17 protein-coding genes are annotated in these 16,346 nt (G+C 39.5%); 5 read left to right on the top strand and 12 right to left on the bottom strand.

The window, feature by feature from the left end:
- Nucleotides 1-251: 251 nt before the first annotated feature.
- Nucleotides 252-1,220 carry a triacylglycerol lipase gene (locus MTO68_RS01775; RefSeq protein WP_244014776.1) on the top strand — a complete coding sequence of 323 codons (969 nt, stop codon included), beginning with the start codon at nucleotides 252-254 and terminating at the stop codon, nucleotides 1,218-1,220.
- 70 nt (nucleotides 1,221-1,290) lie between these two features.
- Here the strand turns inward: MTO68_RS01775 and rplS are convergent, their stop codons facing one another.
- The 12 genes from rplS to ispH form a co-directional block, all read right to left on the bottom strand.
- A complete protein-coding gene (gene rplS, locus MTO68_RS01770; protein WP_004718278.1) occupies nucleotides 1,291-1,662 on the bottom strand; it encodes a 50S ribosomal protein L19 in 372 nt (123 codons plus the stop codon).
- 272 nt (nucleotides 1,663-1,934) lie between these two features.
- The gene (trmD, locus tag MTO68_RS01765; protein ID WP_244014774.1) at nucleotides 1,935-2,675 is read right to left on the bottom strand and encodes a tRNA (guanosine(37)-N1)-methyltransferase TrmD; all 741 of its coding nucleotides are present in this window, start codon (nucleotides 2,673-2,675) and stop codon (nucleotides 1,935-1,937) included.
- A 42-nt stretch (nucleotides 2,676-2,717) separates the two neighbouring features.
- Complete coding sequence (gene rimM / locus MTO68_RS01760; protein ID WP_004718282.1) at nucleotides 2,718-3,266, bottom strand: ribosome maturation factor RimM; 549 nt, start codon at nucleotides 3,264-3,266, stop codon at nucleotides 2,718-2,720.
- Nucleotides 3,267-3,293: 27 nt separating this feature from the next.
- Nucleotides 3,294-3,551: a 30S ribosomal protein S16 gene (rpsP, locus tag MTO68_RS01755; RefSeq protein ID WP_004718284.1), complete on the bottom strand. Its 258-nt coding sequence runs from the start codon at nucleotides 3,549-3,551 to the stop codon at nucleotides 3,294-3,296.
- A gap of 145 nt (nucleotides 3,552-3,696) precedes the next feature.
- Entirely contained in the window at nucleotides 3,697-4,125 is a 429-nt protein-coding gene (locus MTO68_RS01750) for a type IV pilin protein (protein ID WP_244014772.1), read from the bottom strand.
- A 4-nt stretch (nucleotides 4,126-4,129) separates the two neighbouring features.
- Nucleotides 4,130-4,672: a prepilin-type N-terminal cleavage/methylation domain-containing protein gene (locus MTO68_RS01745; protein WP_279578601.1), complete on the bottom strand. Its 543-nt coding sequence runs from the start codon at nucleotides 4,670-4,672 to the stop codon at nucleotides 4,130-4,132.
- Complete coding sequence (locus MTO68_RS01740) at nucleotides 4,656-8,582, bottom strand: PilC/PilY family type IV pilus protein (RefSeq protein ID WP_244014770.1); 3,927 nt, start codon at nucleotides 8,580-8,582, stop codon at nucleotides 4,656-4,658. The genes MTO68_RS01745 and MTO68_RS01740 overlap by 17 nt, the downstream gene beginning before the upstream one ends.
- A gap of 13 nt (nucleotides 8,583-8,595) precedes the next feature.
- On the bottom strand, nucleotides 8,596-9,402 hold the full coding sequence (locus MTO68_RS01735) for a PilX N-terminal domain-containing pilus assembly protein (protein ID WP_244014768.1): 807 nt from the start codon (nucleotides 9,400-9,402) through the stop codon (nucleotides 8,596-8,598).
- Nucleotides 9,399-10,295: a PilW family protein gene (locus MTO68_RS01730; RefSeq protein ID WP_244014767.1), complete on the bottom strand. Its 897-nt coding sequence runs from the start codon at nucleotides 10,293-10,295 to the stop codon at nucleotides 9,399-9,401. The genes MTO68_RS01735 and MTO68_RS01730 overlap by 4 nt, the downstream gene beginning before the upstream one ends.
- Nucleotide 10,296: 1 nt before the next feature.
- On the bottom strand, nucleotides 10,297-10,812 hold the full coding sequence (gene pilV / locus MTO68_RS01725) for a type IV pilus modification protein PilV (RefSeq protein ID WP_004818639.1): 516 nt from the start codon (nucleotides 10,810-10,812) through the stop codon (nucleotides 10,297-10,299).
- Nucleotides 10,809-11,291: a GspH/FimT family pseudopilin gene (locus MTO68_RS01720; protein ID WP_244014765.1), complete on the bottom strand. Its 483-nt coding sequence runs from the start codon at nucleotides 11,289-11,291 to the stop codon at nucleotides 10,809-10,811. The genes pilV and MTO68_RS01720 overlap by 4 nt, the downstream gene beginning before the upstream one ends.
- A gap of 141 nt (nucleotides 11,292-11,432) precedes the next feature.
- Nucleotides 11,433-12,383: a 4-hydroxy-3-methylbut-2-enyl diphosphate reductase gene (gene ispH, locus MTO68_RS01715; RefSeq protein ID WP_096732771.1), complete on the bottom strand. Its 951-nt coding sequence runs from the start codon at nucleotides 12,381-12,383 to the stop codon at nucleotides 11,433-11,435.
- Between the two features lie 134 nt (nucleotides 12,384-12,517).
- Here ispH and gmk point away from each other — a divergent pair, with 134 nt between their 5' ends.
- The 4 genes from gmk to MTO68_RS01695 all read left to right on the top strand — a co-directional run bounded on the left by gmk (nucleotide 12,518) and on the right by MTO68_RS01695 (nucleotide 16,343).
- Nucleotides 12,518-13,138, top strand: a complete 621-nt coding sequence (gene gmk, locus MTO68_RS01710; RefSeq protein ID WP_034617459.1) for a guanylate kinase — start codon at nucleotides 12,518-12,520, stop codon at nucleotides 13,136-13,138.
- 121 nt (nucleotides 13,139-13,259) lie between these two features.
- Nucleotides 13,260-13,541, top strand: a complete 282-nt coding sequence (gene rpoZ, locus MTO68_RS01705; protein WP_004718302.1) for a DNA-directed RNA polymerase subunit omega — start codon at nucleotides 13,260-13,262, stop codon at nucleotides 13,539-13,541.
- A gap of 213 nt (nucleotides 13,542-13,754) precedes the next feature.
- Nucleotides 13,755-15,866 (top strand): HD domain-containing protein, encoded by a 2,112-nt coding sequence (locus MTO68_RS01700; protein WP_004718304.1) that lies wholly within the window; start codon nucleotides 13,755-13,757, stop codon nucleotides 15,864-15,866.
- A 93-nt stretch (nucleotides 15,867-15,959) separates the two neighbouring features.
- Nucleotides 15,960-16,343, top strand: coding sequence for a RidA family protein (locus MTO68_RS01695; protein WP_004718306.1), 384 nt, complete (start codon nucleotides 15,960-15,962; stop codon nucleotides 16,341-16,343).
- Nucleotides 16,344-16,346: the final 3 nt, after the last annotated feature.

Below are 16,346 nucleotides of genomic sequence, written 5' to 3'. Positions count from 1 at the left end.
AGAGGCGATAAAATGTACTGTTCATTCAGTATATTTTATAGTTGAATAGTAAATGATTCTGGATTCAAATTTTATACTGAACATCGTATTGAATTTCGAATTCCAGAATCTGATTTGATATGAGATTTAAAAAAACAAAGAAGTTAAAGTTTGCGTTCCTGCAAACATGATCAGAATCGAGGCTTTACACTCAATACATTTAAAATTGAGGTATGTAAATCGCCCAATAATAAAATAGATGGAGTTTTAACATGAAATATGGACGTATTATCGCGAGTCTACTGCTGGCGAGTACATTATCAACCGCATATGCATCTAATAATGCGCAAAAAGTGACTGTCAGTAAAGTAAACTCGGACTATGCAAAAACCAAATATCCTGTGGTATTTGTGCACGGTATGGCTGGGTTTATTCGTGTTGGCGATGTTTTAGGATTAGACTACTGGTATCAAATTTTACCAGATTTGGCTCGCAACGGCGCCAATACATGGGCTACGCGAGTATCACCCTTTAATTCTACTGAAGTCCGTGGTGAGCAATTGGCTCAGCAAGTCGAAGAGATTCTGGCAATTACCGGCAGTCAAAAAGTCAATCTGATCGGACATTCGCATGGTGGTCCAACCAGCCGCTATGTCGCAGGCATTATGCCTAACCAAGTTGCATCTGTCACTGCTGTTGGTTCACCACAAAAAGGCAGCCCTGTTGCAAACATTATCTTAAGTATAGAAGGCTCGCCACTTCAAGGTCCATTGGTGAGTGTGGTCAATTTATTTTCAAAAGCAATTGTCTGGGCGCAAGGTCTTGACCCGAAAGAACTTCCCCATGATGCGTTAGCAGGTGGGAAAAGCCTCACCATTGAAGGTTCTGCGCTATTTAACAGTAAATTCCCGATGGGCGTTGGTACCACAGCTTGTGGTGAAGGGGCTTATCAAGAAAAAGGGATTCAATTCTATTCATTTACAGGCAATACCGCCGTTACAAATCTTCTCGACTTGGATTCTGCCCTACTTGGCACAAGCCTCTTAATTAACGCAGGTCGTGATAATGATGGCTTAGTCTCAAGATGTAGTGCTAAATTCGGTAAAACGATTCGTGATGATTATCGTTGGAATCACTTAGATGAGGTCAATCAAATTTTAGGATTACGTGCAATTTTTTCACCAGATCCAGTACAAGTCTATCGTGAACATACCAATCGCCTAAAACTACAAGGACTTTAACCTTTAACTGTAGCAAAAAACAAAAAATGCGCCAAATGGCGCATTTTTTAGCTGTAAAGCAAAGTTAAAATTAACCTTGTTTACGCGCTGGTAATTTCTCACGAATACGCGCAGCTTTACCAGACAATTCACGTAGGTAATAAAGCTTAGCACGACGAACATCACCACGACGTTTCACTTCGATTTTAGCAACGATTGGAGAGTGAGTTTGGAATACACGCTCAACACCAACACCGCTAGAAATTTTACGTACTGTGAACGCAGAGTTCAAGCCACGGTTTTTCTTCGCAATAACTACGCCTTCAAAAGCCTGAAGACGCTCACGATCACCTTCTTTTACTTTTACTTGAACGATAACTGTGTCACCAGGAGCAAAAGTTGGGAGGTCAGTTTTTAACTGTTGGTTTTCAATTGCTTGAACTAAAGGATGTTTACCACTCATTGTGGGAATCTCCGTTTTGCGGGACAGAAGAGGTCTGCACAACCGCTGGGGATAGAGGCTAAATCGCGTATCAACCCGTTTATCTTTCCCTTTATTGCTGATGTTATTCAGATCAATAAAGAGCCTAATATAAGTACTTAATCATAAGTATTTTCTCGAAGCCGACTTCTTATGGAACTCACATCCCGCAGGCCAACAATGATGAATTGTTGTATTCCTGATAAGAAGTACAGCTTCTGACGTGCGTTGAAACAAACATGATCAATGCTTGCCTACCCTCGCTCATCTTTCAGCCATTTTTTTTGCTGCTTGGTCAACTCAACTTTTTCCACCAACTCAGGTCGGCGTTCTAAAGTGCGTTGATAGCGTTGCAAAAACCGCCATTTCTCAATATTGGCATGGTGCCCTGACTTAAGTACTTCAGGAACATCCAAACCTTCAAAATGATCTGGCTTGGTATATTGTGGGCAATCTAAAAGACCATCCACAAATGAATCCTGCACTGCGGATTGTTCATCTGACATGGTATTCGGCAAACGTCGAATAATACTGTCCAATAAAACCATCGCAGGGAGTTCACCGCCTGATAATACGTAATCTCCAATCGACCATTCCTGATCAACATATTTTTGGATCAAACGCTCATCAACTCCCTCATAACGTCCACACAGCACAATTAATCCGTCATATTCAACAAATTGTTGTACTGCGGGTTCATTTAAGGTCTGTCCTTGCGGTGACATATACACCACAGGAACATGAACTGCACCTGCTTGCTTTGCAAGCTCTTTTGCATAGTGGATTGCTTTTGCCAAAGGCTCAGCCATCATCACCATACCAGGACCACCACCAAATGGACGTTCATCCACTCGTTTGTAGTTACCCTCAGCAAATTCTCGCGGATTGATACAATGAACTTGTACAATGTCACGCTTTGCCGCTCGCCCGCTAATTCCGTACGCTGTAATCGCTTCAAACATTTCAGGAAAAAGCGTAATGACTGCAAAAAACATCGCAGACTCCTCTATTTTCCTGCTGCGCCAATCCTTATCGGATTAGAAATCTACGCCCCAATTGACATAGATACGACCAGCTTCGAGATCAACGCGTTGTACCACATCTTTATGCCATGGAATCATTCGCTCTTCGCCATCGATGCTATCTGCTGTTGCACGAACAACCATGACATCATTGGCGCCTGTTTCAAACAATTCGTGGATTTGACCAAGATTTACTTCCTGTTCTTCTTCATTCAGACCTAATACGATTAGACCTTTTAAATCAGACCAGTAATACTCGTCCACGCCTGCTTGAGGCAGTTGCGATTTTGAAATCCAAACATTCGCGCCAACTAAGCTGTCTGCTGCAGTGCGATCACTCACACTTTTCAACGAAACAACCAAGCCTTTACCATGTGGTTTCCAACGTTTTACGTCTACAATTTGCCAACCTGCTTTGGTCTCAATGTACCAAGGGAGGTAGTCAAATATGTTGCTCATAGGTTCTGTATTGGAATAGACCCAGAGCCACCCATTTAATCCATATGCTGAACGTAGCTGTCCAATCTGAATACGATCTTCGGGCACATTCTGTGCTGGTGTCATGGGCTTACTGCCTAATTAAAGGTTTAATTATGCAGTAGCTGCAGCTTTCTTAGCTTGAGCAGCTAAAGAAGCAACACGTTCAGACGGTTGAGCGCCTTGAGCAACCCAATGAGCAAAACGGTCAGCATCTAAACGAAGTTTTTCTGCTTTACCTTGAGCTGTAGGGTTAAAGAAACCAATACGTTCGATGAAACGACCGTCACGCGCATTGCGGCTATCAGTTACGATTACTTGATAGAACGGACGTTTTTTAGCACCACCGCGTGCTAGACGAATTACAACCATGATAGAACCTTATAGTTTTTACGGATTATCCTTGTACCGACCATCGATACATTTCAAACCCCTTTCATAGAGGGCAATATTTTACGTTATCTTTGTCATGAAAGAAAGATCAAATTTTATTTATCCACAATTTTGAATTTAATTTTTATTTGCCGTCCCAGTTTGTGGTTGCTGATGGGGTGCAAGTGGTACCTTTGCTCCAACATTTTTGGCCTTGGCTATCTAATCCGACATCACCATTTCCATCTTGTTGTGAACCAGAAATTGGTGTCGCCGTTAAAGACCATGTTAAATTATCTGTAGGAATTTCTAACTTAACTTTGTATTTTGCCGTTCCAGTACTTGGATAATCTTCTTCAAATGCTCCATTTTCCAATTTGGCGTCTTTAAATGTTCCTTTCGCCATTTTATAATTGGATAAATTTCGGGCAATTTGAAGCATCTCGCTTTGTGCATCAACTCGGTTTGTTCGAACAATATATTCTTGATATGACGGATAGGCTATTGCAGCTAAAATTCCTATAATTGCCACAACAATTAATAACTCAACTAATGTAAATCCTTTCTGCTTCATACTTTCACCATGATGTAATCTCACTACCCGTACAAGCTGTAAAAGTAACACTGTCTTTGGTTTTACAACGCAGTCCCTCACTCGTCATAAGTAGATTATAGTTTCTAACATCAGTACTTTCAGCTTTGATTGCCCAATTTCGACCTCTATTTGCATCATCCTTTGAAGACAATTGTTTCCCACTTATTGGATCTTGTAGGGTGATTGTGTATTTTACCTGATCACCACTTGCTCCTTTCGGTAAAACAATTTCAGTCATTGCCCCAGACACACCATAAATATAATTTGGATCAAAATCTTTATAAGTGAAATTTTTGGCTTTATACCGCTCTAGCTGCTCAGCAACTTTCTGCATTTCCTGCTGAGCAGCTGATGTAGAAGCTTTCCGGGTATACTCCGTATAGGCTGGAAAGGCTACGGCAGCTAAAATGGCAATAATTATGACAACGACCATTACTTCAATCAAAGTAAAACCAGATTGAGCACTTGATTGCTTACTATAAATGTCAGTAGGCAAATTAGTTTCGAACTTAGCTTGCTGAAACATATTTTTCATACCACCGTATCGGATTTAGAATGCGGGTACATTCCCATTTACCAGAGCCTTGAATATTTCCAAGCATAGTCAAGCTGCCACAACTATTTGGTTTATTTGGATTCTCACCAGGCCCTAAAGTAATCCCTCGGATACCCGCCCCAATGACATTTGCATTTTTACCATTCGGAATTTGAAAGCCTGACTTTTTATCTTCATCTACATCCTTTGTACCGTCTAATTTCAAACATACACCATATGGCAAACAGAACTGTTGGGTATTACTTTCACCTACAATACGTGGTTTGCATGGATCTTGTTGTGCTACACCTGTACCTTCTGGATCATATGTAGGTATAAATAAATAGTTAGTTAAAGCAATAGGCTCTTCTTCAAATGCCTTTATCCCACCAGATGTTCTTCCTGATACATCATTCCCCGTATAATCGCTAGAAAGAGAACGATACCAACCTTGTAGTCCTGTTTTATTATATGGAAAAAAGCTTGATGCAATTGCCCCGGATAACGTTTGCGGATTTTTCTTTAAATCTGTCAGGACTAAATTAACTGTTTTTAAATCACTATCTGCGATCGTCATTAATGCCTTATTACTAAAATCACGATCAATTAATCCATAAACATTATTCATAGGTCTGTTTGGTATTGCTTTTGCAGGTAAAATTCCTTCTCGCCCAGTTAATGGCGTTACATCTAAAGGTGTACTACGATCACCTGAAGCAATCCCAACTAGAATAAAAGTGTCTGAACCTTGGGTATGCTTTGTTAAAGTTGGTGGTTGATAGAAACGTGGTTGGTCTCCATCAGTTAGTGTTGTACTGCCTAGATTTGCCAGTCTTACAACCCGTTTACCAAATCCAGAAGCAGGTGTTCCTTTTGCATTATTTAAATCGGCTCTAAATACTTGCCCACCTAAATCACCAAAATAAAGATGATCAACCAGACCATCACCATCACGATCAACAGTACTTATACGACTCACAATACTATGCGTCATAGCCGCATTATTAGAATCTGCGCCTGCATTACTTGCATACCACAGAACAGAACCATCATTCGCATCTATCATATAGACAGCATTACCATCTGCTTGTGCTTTCTTACAGGCAGCACCACCATACTCCGTTGGATTTGCAGTATTTAATTTAAATCTTGGATTTTCATAGCACATATCATAACCACCGCCGATGATCATCACACGTTTGAATTTATCGCCATAACGTACATTTGCAAGTACAGGTTTAGACCAGGTTTGCCCTATGCGTACATATTTCCCACCTAAATCAGGTCCAATTCTAAATAAAAATTTTGGTGAATTAGGATTCAGTACATTTAATCCGTAATAACTTGTCCCCCCCATCCGCATACCACCATACACATTCATTTGCTTCGCTCTTACAGATGTTGTGTTTGAGCTTGTGCCAAATTCATATGCTGGATCGGCAACCCATGCACCATCTATTCCATAAGTAGCATCACCTGCTTCACTTCGGCGTAAGGCGCTTGAAGCATCATCCTTTTCTAAGATATCTGCTGGAACAAAAACCATTTGTTCAGCACCTGTTGAAGCATCAACAACACGTAAGCCTCCTTCCATACTTGAATAGAGCACAGATTGTGAGCGTACTGCTGTTAAATCACCTTTTGCATCTAAATCGCCAGAATAAGTCAGTTGAACAGGGAATGAGTGAATACTTGCCCCCATAGCAGTGAATGGAGAACTTGGTGGTGTTAATGTATCAGGTAAAGTTGTCGTTGTTGCCAAATCTAAGTCATAGCCAAGATAATTTAATATTTTAATCTTAAGCGGAGTTGAAAAATCTTTTACGACAGCTTGTGTCTTAAACCCTGTCAATAATGCAGCATTATTTGCAATTGGTTTATTTGTCACAGCCAATAAATTGCTATCTTTTGCAGAGGTTTTTACAAGTTTCCCATTACTTACACTAGATACATCTGTAAATAAGGGTCTAAATAAATTAGGAGTTTCAGTGGTAGGCAATGCTAATTTTGAAAAAACGCCCCCTCTCTCAACCAAACCTAAATCAAATGAGTTTGAGTCATTAAAAAGATCTTTGGTATTTTTGTTCAATGCGCCGAGGTCATTAAAAATTGTTTTGATGTCATCTTTTAAGGCGCCATTATTAATACCATATTTCTTTAAATTCCCCTGCCAAATTAAAAAGTTTTCCCCTGGATCAGGTTTTAGCGCTCTTAAATAACCGTACGGTTGAAAACCATTTGGATTCAAGGCATCAACTGGCACTGAAATAGCACCGGTGGATAAAGGATCTGGTGGAGTATCTCCCAGTGAGTTAATAAACTGGATTACACTTTTGGTGACATCAATTGATTTTGAGGCTTGGAAGAAACCACCGTTACCAAAGCCTCCATCATAGTTATAACCATCTGTTCGACCTGTACCTGAATTATTCTCTGTAGGTGATGGTATTGTCAATGCGCCACCATACCCCGGAGAGCATTTATCATTTGGAGCAGCACCTGTTGCAGCATCTTTATACGCCCGTGAACTCATACGGCAGGCATTTTTAGTATCTTGGTTTGCATTTGCAAGATTGTCTGTAAAAAACGTACTACCAAAACCAACAAATGCTGTTTGAATTGAACGTTGTATTGGGTTCTTGGCAGGATCAAATAACATTTTTGAATACGCTCCCATACAACGCCATGCACTTTTGGGGTCAGCATTTGGCAAATCATAAGAGCAAGAAAACAAAGAACTCTTCGCTCCCAATGACTGTTGCATCATAAGTAATGCACGATTATCGTCACTACTATTTGCTACACCATCTGAAAGAAAATAGATGCCCTGACCATCGCAAGATGCTTTATTTGCATCACTTGGTAATGGTGATATATAGGACGTTGCGTTTTTTGTATCTTCTGCTGAAAAATCAAACCCTGTATCAATTCTATAATAATAGGTCCCATCATACCCGTTCACTCTTCCTCGTTCTCCAGCTATAGAATCTCCCTGCTTAAACCCATTATAATATCCGCTCCAAGATCCGCACCACCCATTAGTATCGACTTGATTACAAATAAAATAATAGTTAGGGTTATTTGTAAGCCTATGAAAAGCCTGAACTCTTTTTGTCGAAGTTCGCGTCCCCATCAAATATGAGCCTGCTTCAGCATAAGCATGGGCAGAGGGTGTACCATTACTTGCCACCAAACCTGCAATTGCCGACTTGAGCGCAAGACGTTGAGCACTCCCTAAATCACCTAAGGCTTTTGCGGGTACAAGAATTTGCGCTGTATGTCCATCACCTTGACTAGAAAAGTTTCCGACACCAATATAAGTTGCTGAAAGTTTCGCAGTACTGTCTTTAATCAACGTATGCGCAACAGCGTCATCACTCTCTAGTAGCTTAAACATTCCATCTTTTAATCGCGTGAGTCGATCTAAACACTGATATGCTGCTATTGTGCCATTAGCATTTTTGATTTGTTCACAACCTGAAACTTCATTTTTAACCGCTGTAGTTGCTGAATTAGGCAACACATAACAAAAATTTCGATCATAACTTGGACTAGTATCCGAGCTCATCCTATATGGCTTATTATTAGAAAGTCTTGATAAGCTTGTAACCAAAGGAGCCAAATCAGTTTGTGAATCTGTACCACAATTTAAATTATAATCATCCCTATAACTATAGCCTTCGCTATTCACTGCCCCCATACTTCCAGATGTATCTAGCATCATGATAATTGTTTTTTGCCCAGCTGAAGGTGCAGCATAAATCTGCAAGTCAGTCGCTTGAACAACTCCTGAAACAAACACAAACGTACAGCCAAAGGTCAGACAAAAAGCACTTAACTTTTGTTTTTTTACATGCCGAACTTTCTTTACCAGTGAGGCATTTTTAATTAAATTTCTCATTTTCATCCCCAAATCAAGGCTTTTCAGTTTGTGTAAATAATGTTTGCAAATTGAACTCTTGTGTTTGGCTATTTACAGGAACTCCTAAATCCACTAAACAATTTGCAATAGTTTTAAAATCTTTCGTTTCCACATCAGTATTATCACTAATATAACCAGGATTAGCGCTATCAACGCCTACACAAGCTTGGGCAGCTTTAATGTCTTTAGCGAATGCTGGAAAAATAGAGGTTGTCGTTACTCTTACTCTTTGTTGCTCGACTACATTTTTGGGTAGAATCGTTCCCGCACTTACGTTTGTTCCTTCACCCAATAAAGCACCTGGTGGTAAATCGGTGACTGCATCATTTGGAATTTTTATTGCAACTTGAGTGACCACAGCTTCTCTATTACTCCCAAAATCTTTTGTTAAATCACAAAAAGCAGCTGAACCACCTGAGGCAACTGTTGGTTTTGCAGTTTTATTTGCTGGTGGGCGAAGTGTTGCGACACTTTGTGATGCACCAAACTTTACTTTTGAGGTAGGTCTATAACAAAAAATATACTCATTGCCTGGCTCTAATTTACTATCCTGCAAGGCAAAGCCCACGACCCCACTTAAGTCCACCATTTTGGATAAATCTGATGTATAGAATTGATTTAAAGGAGTATCTGCAGTTTGACTTAAGAACTGCCCCACCTGTGTATTTGTTGCAATGTTCAATGATGTCATTGCAGTACGAATAGCAAAAACACCAATCAAAGTAATAAGTATCAGCATGAATAAAACAACAATCAAGGTTGCCCCTCTTTGGGACGAAGCCAATAACATTTTACTCATAGTGGCTCTCCCATCGCATTTCTTAATGCTATTGTTGTTGTGTATTCACGTCTTAAATACTTGCTGCTTGTATTTTTTAACTTAACCGCTTCATTTAAAAAATTTATACTTGCTGTAGGATCAATTAACGTACTTTTCGTATCATCTTTTGAACGGACTAGTACTCCAACTTTAATTGAGACAACTCTTGGTGGTTTTTTATTTGCAGCTGCTGCAGTTTTGGCCTCACTCATATATTTATCAATCGAGTAATAGCTTAGATTTGTTTTATTATTATTTTGTGTACCTAAATAAAATCTTAAATGATCTACACGGGGCATGATGATTTGACTACGTTCACCCATCCCCTTAATTTGAGCAATAGATGTCGCTGGTGGTGTATTTGCATCACAAGCCAGTGCATAGTCTGTATCATTCTGACCATTATCATCCTTACGTAAAAAATAACGTTGAAGAATATATTCCCCTGCTGCAACTTCAGCCCCTTCACAATTAAACATTTTATTTGGTGCTATGAATAAAATTGTTAATTGATCACTTGCCGCATTTACATTTGACACCCCACCTGCAGTCGTTAAAAACTTTGTATCCAAAGCAATAGGTAAATTAACGTTTCCAGTTGCTCCACTGGTTAAAACAACACCACCTTGATTTGTTTTATCATTTAACTCTGGATTATTTGTGTTCCCATAATTCGCAAGTCTTATATCATGCGCCATATATTCCAACCCAAAAACACCACTATCTTGCAACTCAGCACCTGCTTGTTGTAAGCGAGTCGTGATCAGGCCACCTGTAAATAGTTGTAGAGCAGCAGCACTAATGATTAATCCCAATGCCAAAGCAACAATAAGTTCAACTAAGGTAAAACCGTTTTGTAATTTATAATTCATATTAATAAGCCTCCATCATGAGGCATTTGGCATTATTTACATATATTCCAGAAGAATTCATACAGGCTGTATAATTCCCGGCAGAGAATTTTGTTCCATTCCAACCCGCGAATAGACACTGCCGGTTTGTAGATTGAATACCAGGGCAAGTCGCCATCGTTATATTTATTCCAACATTAGAAGCAGATCTTGCAACTAAAAATGCATCATAAGTAGCCATTTGTTCAGCAGTGCATGTTGTATCAATACATGATTTGGGCTCACTTGGACTACTCGTAATCCCTGCATAACTTTGTACTTTTGCAGGGTAAAAAGATTGTCCATTTGGATTAGCGCGAATGCTTTCAGTTAAACCTCTCAATAATAATGTCGCTTGAGATCTAAGCAGCGCTTCTTCACCCGCCTCTACCGCTTTGAGTTGTAAAGCAGCAAAACCCAAAACACCTATAGCAAGTAACACTAAAGCCACCAATACCTCAACCATTCCAACACCTGCTTGCTTATTTATAATTTTCATGAACAAGTTCCTAATGAAATATCAGATGCACCAGTAGAAGCGACAGTAATACTTTTAGACTTACTTTTTGCACACAAAGTAAATGTTTTTACACTTTCAACATTACCCATGGGTAAAAAAACTACTCCTGATACTGTTGATGTTACATTTGTACTGTCTGCTATATTTGCAAGAATTACTCTATTTTGAGCAATGAATTTATCACTATCCGCATTAGCAATAGTTTTTGTTACACATTGTTTTGTCGTAATTTGCGTACCCGCATTGTCTTTATTTGGGCAGACCACAACAGTTGAACGCAACGCAACTGCCCTACTTCTCCCCTCATTTAGTGCAAAGAGTATTTCTCTAGCGCTATTGTCTAAATTTTGTCTGGTAATATTCTCTGAAAATGAAGGCGCTGCAATCGACGCAACAATCGCCAAAACAGCAATCGTCACCATCAACTCAATTAAGGTGAATCCTCGATTTTTTTGCATTGCTCCCCCCGTTGCAACAAAACGCTACCCTATTAAAAATCATAACTTAAATACTTACAAAACCAATACAAGTTGGATAAAAGGCATAAAAAAGCAGATAACTGAAATCTCAGCTATCTGCTTAAAAAATAAAGTTTAAATTTAAGCTTGCGTTACATGAATCCGTAGCTCTTTTGGTAAACTAAATGTGATATTTTCCTCACGACCATTTAACTCTTGTGGTGCTGTCGCGCCCCAGTCCTGTAAGCGTTGAATCACTTGCTTAATTAAAATCTCAGGTGCAGAGGCCCCTGCTGTCACGCCGATCTTATGATTGACGTTAAACCACTCCTGCTTTAACTCATCTGCGTTATCGATCAGATAGGCATGTTTCCCCATGCGTTCAGCCAACTCACGTAAACGATTTGAATTCGACGAGTTTGGAGAGCCAACCACCAAAACCACATCACACTGTGTCGCTAAATCTCGCACAGCATCTTGACGGTTTTGCGTGGCATAGCAAATATCATCTTTACGAGGCCCTTGAATTTGAGGGAATTTATTTCGCAAAGCATCAATTACTTTGGCCGTATCATCTATAGATAAGGTTGTTTGGGTCACAAATGCTATTTTTTCAGGATGATGTACTGTTAATGAAGCGACATCTTCTTCATCTTCAACCAGATAAATTTCACCGCCATTCTTTTTGTCATACTGCCCCATAGTCCCTTCAACCTCAGGGTGACCCTCATGACCAATCAAAATTGCTTCGGTTCCTTCACGTGCATATTTCGTGACCTCAATATGTACTTTGGTGACCAATGGGCAGGTTGCATCAAATACTTTTAAACCACGACGTTCTGCTTCTTGTTGAACAGCCTTTGATACGCCATGTGCACTAAAAATAACAATATTATCGTCAGGCACTTCATCTAATTCATCCACAAAAATTGCACCGCGCTGACGTAAATCGTCAACCACAAATTTGTTATGGACCACTTCATGACGGACATAAATAGGTGGATTAAAACATTCAAGCGCACGATTGACGATGGCAATTGCACGATCTACACCTGCACAAAATCCACGCGGATTAGCCAATACAATTTCCATAAAACCCTCAATGCTCACTTCAATGGTTGGATATATTTTATCGATTAAACACAAACAATGTGTAAAAACAGTTTTGTTTGTCTTCGCTCTACTCTAAAATAGAGAAGATATTTTATCATATCAGGAAAAATATCATGTCGGGTCTATTGTTTGTCGTTTCTGCGGCATCAGGAACAGGCAAAACATCTCTCGTTAAAGCGCTACTTGAGCGTGTGAGCAATTTACACGTTTCTGTTTCACATACGACTCGTGGTCAGCGACCTGGCGAACTCGACGGTGTTCATTATCATTTTACCTCTAAAGAAAACTTTCTCGATCAAGTCAATCAAGGTGGTTTTATTGAGTATGCAGAAGTTTTTGGTAATTATTATGGTACTGCGCAAGCAACTGTAAAAGACCAATTGGCAAAAGGCCATGATGTGCTACTTGAGATCGATTGGCAAGGTGCTGAGCAAGTTCGTAAACTTTTTCCTGAATCTAAACAAATTTTCATTCTTCCTCCAACGCAGTTTGATTTACGTCAACGTCTCTCAAATCGTGGCACGGACTCTGTTGAAGTCATTGAACATCGTTTAAGTTGTGCAGTGGAAGACATGCAACAATATGTCAACTTTGAATACATCATCATCAATGATGATTTCAATAAAGCGTTACATGACTTGGAATCTGTTATTAATGCCAATCGCTTAAAAATAGATCAACAGGCAAATCGTCATCAGGCTTTAATTACCAAACTGATTACACCACAATCTTAGATCTAAACACTTATGATCTAAATGCTTTTTAAATAAGCTTCGATTAAAACTTGAGTCTATGATGAAAGCATTTTATACTGCACAGTCTATTTAAAAAATTTGTATTCAAACGAGAATTCTTATGGCACGCGTAACCGTTGAAGATTGTTTAGACCATGTGGACAACCGCTTTGAGCTTGTACTAGTGGCAAGCAAACGCGCGCGTCAATTGGCACGTCAAGGCATTGAACCGACTGTTGAGTGGGACAATGACAAGCCGACTGTTGTTGCATTACGTGAAATTGCTATTGGTCATGTGACTAAAGATATCTTGAAGCAACGTGATCAAGATTACCAAACGTCTAGTCTTGACCTTGCTTTATCAGCAAACAATCTTAATCTTGAAGGTTTTTCTTTCCAGTAAGCTAAGCCTTTGAAAAAAAGCCTAGTTTTTCAACTAGGCTTTTTTATTTCAATTATTTTGCAAAAAGTTTTGCCAATCAATCGACAAAATTCAAAATATTTGTTAAAAAAAATAGATATATTTGATGTCTAGAAATTGACAAGCGGCTCAATATGCTTTTCATTAAAGCATTAGGAAAAATATTTCAAATTTGTAATTTAAGATAGGTGTTCTATGCCAGGCCAACAGGTCAGCCAATCCAAGCAACAGTTGAATGTAATTATCGACGCGTACTTAAAACCAAGTGATGTCGAGCGAGTACTTGTGGCTTGTGATTATGCTGATATTGCGCATGATGGTATTACACGTAAAAGTGGTGAACCCTATATTTTACACCCGATTGCGGTGAGTTGTATCTTGGCACATATGCGTATGGATGCCGAAACGCTCATGGCAGCCTTATTGCACGATGTAATTGAAGATACAGATTTTACCAAAGAAGATATCACTGAAAAATTTGGTAAAACCGTAGCTGAATTGGTCGATGGGGTCACCAAACTCAGTCACTCCAGCGATAAAGAATATAATAAAGCTGCGTCTTTCCGTAAAATTCTTCAAGCCACCTTACAAGACCCGCGTGTCATTATTATCAAACTCGCCGATCGTTATCATAATATGACGACTTTAGGTGCTTTACGGCCAGATAAACGTGCACGCATCGCACAAGAAACTTTCGATATCTTTGTTCCTATGGCACGTCTTGTGGGAATGAACGAGATGGCGGATAACTTAGAACATCTGTGTTATCAAAACCTAGATCTCGATATGTACAATGATGTACAAGAAAATTTACTCAAAACCAAACCAGAGCGCTGTAAATATCAATCGGTTTGGGAACAAAATTTAGCTGAGTTGCTCAATAACTATAATATTCAAGGGCGCATCAAAAAGAAAAACAATAATATCGAACTTTTACGCCACTTTGTAAAAAATGAAATCGACTTACAAGAGCTCACCCACAGCCATGCTTTTGAAATTGTTTTACAAAGCATTGCGGATTGTGACCGCTTGGTCGATGCCTTACGTGAAAATTTCCAAGTCATCGACTATGAAGACCATATCCGTCGCCCATTACCAGGCGGAAATCAGTCTTTAATGATCAAACTCAAAGGTGAACGTACCACGTTGTCCTTAACCATTCAAACCGAGCTGATGCGTAAAGCTGCACGCTTTGGTGTGGTCCTCGGTGAAAATGCGCCACAAGCTTGTCGCTCTGCGATTCAAGCATCGATGAAGAATTTAGATCTTCTTGTTGGTGGTGAGTGCGCAAAAACCACATTTAGCGATCTACTTGATTATTTACATCAAGAAAAAATCTGGGTCTACACTCCACATGGACAGCTACATGAATTACCACAAGGCGCCACAGCCGTTGATTTTGCGTATTCTGCGAGTTTATTTTTAGGCAACCATGCGGTGGGTGCTAAAATTAATGGTGAAATTAAACCGCTTTCAACTCCTTTGGTGAGTGGTCAGGTGGTTGAAGTCATTACCGATGTATTGGCAACGCCAAACCCAGACTGGTTAAGCTTTATTAATACCCAAAAAGCGCGCCGTGCGATTCAAAATATCTTGCGAGATCAAGATCCAGATGAACAACGCCTAGTGGGACAACAAGCGCTCAACCGTGCTTTAAAACTGTTTAATCGCTCGACCAAAGACTTATCCGAAGCGGATTGGAAAGATCTATTAGAATGGCGCCATGTGCCCGATAAAGACACTTTATTTGAGCAAATTGCAGTGGGAGACCTACTACCACAACTGGTCGCCAACCATTTATTTGCCCAATCTAAAGCCACTGAAGAACATGCTTCAAATCGCCTCATCCAAGGTACAGATGGTGTCGATGTAAAATATGCACACTGTTGTAACCCAGTATTGGGAGATCCGATTCAAGGACATTTATCCCGTCGTGGCTTAATTGTGCATCGTGCACGCTGTCATAACTTATTGCATGAACAACATTTACATCCTGAAAATATCATGTCTTTACAGTGGACATCGGAAGAAGAAGACGATGTGAACTTTAATGCTTATTTGAGTATTGATCTTATTTTAACCGATGAACAAATTTCAGAATTGATTTACTTATGTCGTAAAGCAAAAACTGGGGTTGAATCAGTACGCTCTCATGAAGATAAAACCTATGTGAATATCGTGGTGAATAATCGTAAACAAATTGCGCAAATCATTCGTGAATTACGTATGCAATTTGGTTTTCCTCGTATTAGTCGAATGTCTATGCCAGTTTCAATTAATGAGACGCTAAAAGCAAAAGCGTGCTAAATTAAGACCTGTAATGTTTATCGATAATCTTCGATGCACTTTGCATGCCATTCATGCTTTATGATGAAATGATTTGAAATCAAGGAGAAATCAATGTCCCGCCAAGTGATCCATACTGAAAATGCCCCTGCTGCAATTGGTACTTATTCACAAGCCATTTTAGTAGACAACACATTATATCTTTCAGGGCAAATTGGCTTAGATCCATATAGCATGGAATTGGTTGAAGGCATTGAAGCACAAATTCGACGTGTTTTTGATAATTTAAAAGCAGTCTGTGAAGCTGCAGGCGGTTCTTTAGCAGATATTGCAAAGCTCAATATTTTTCTTACCGATTTATCCAATTTTCAATTGGTCAACCAGATCATGGGCGAATACTTTGCTCAACCTTATCCTGCACGTGCAGCATTAGGTGTTGCCTCTTTACCTAAAAATGCATTGGTTGAAATGGATGGTATTGTGATTATTCCTCAATAATAG

The sequence above is a fragment of the Acinetobacter sp. NyZ410 genome (assembly GCF_022828975.1).
Lineage (GTDB): Bacteria > Pseudomonadota > Gammaproteobacteria > Pseudomonadales > Moraxellaceae > Acinetobacter > Acinetobacter guillouiae.
This window is presented reverse-complemented; position numbering and strand designations above follow the sequence as displayed.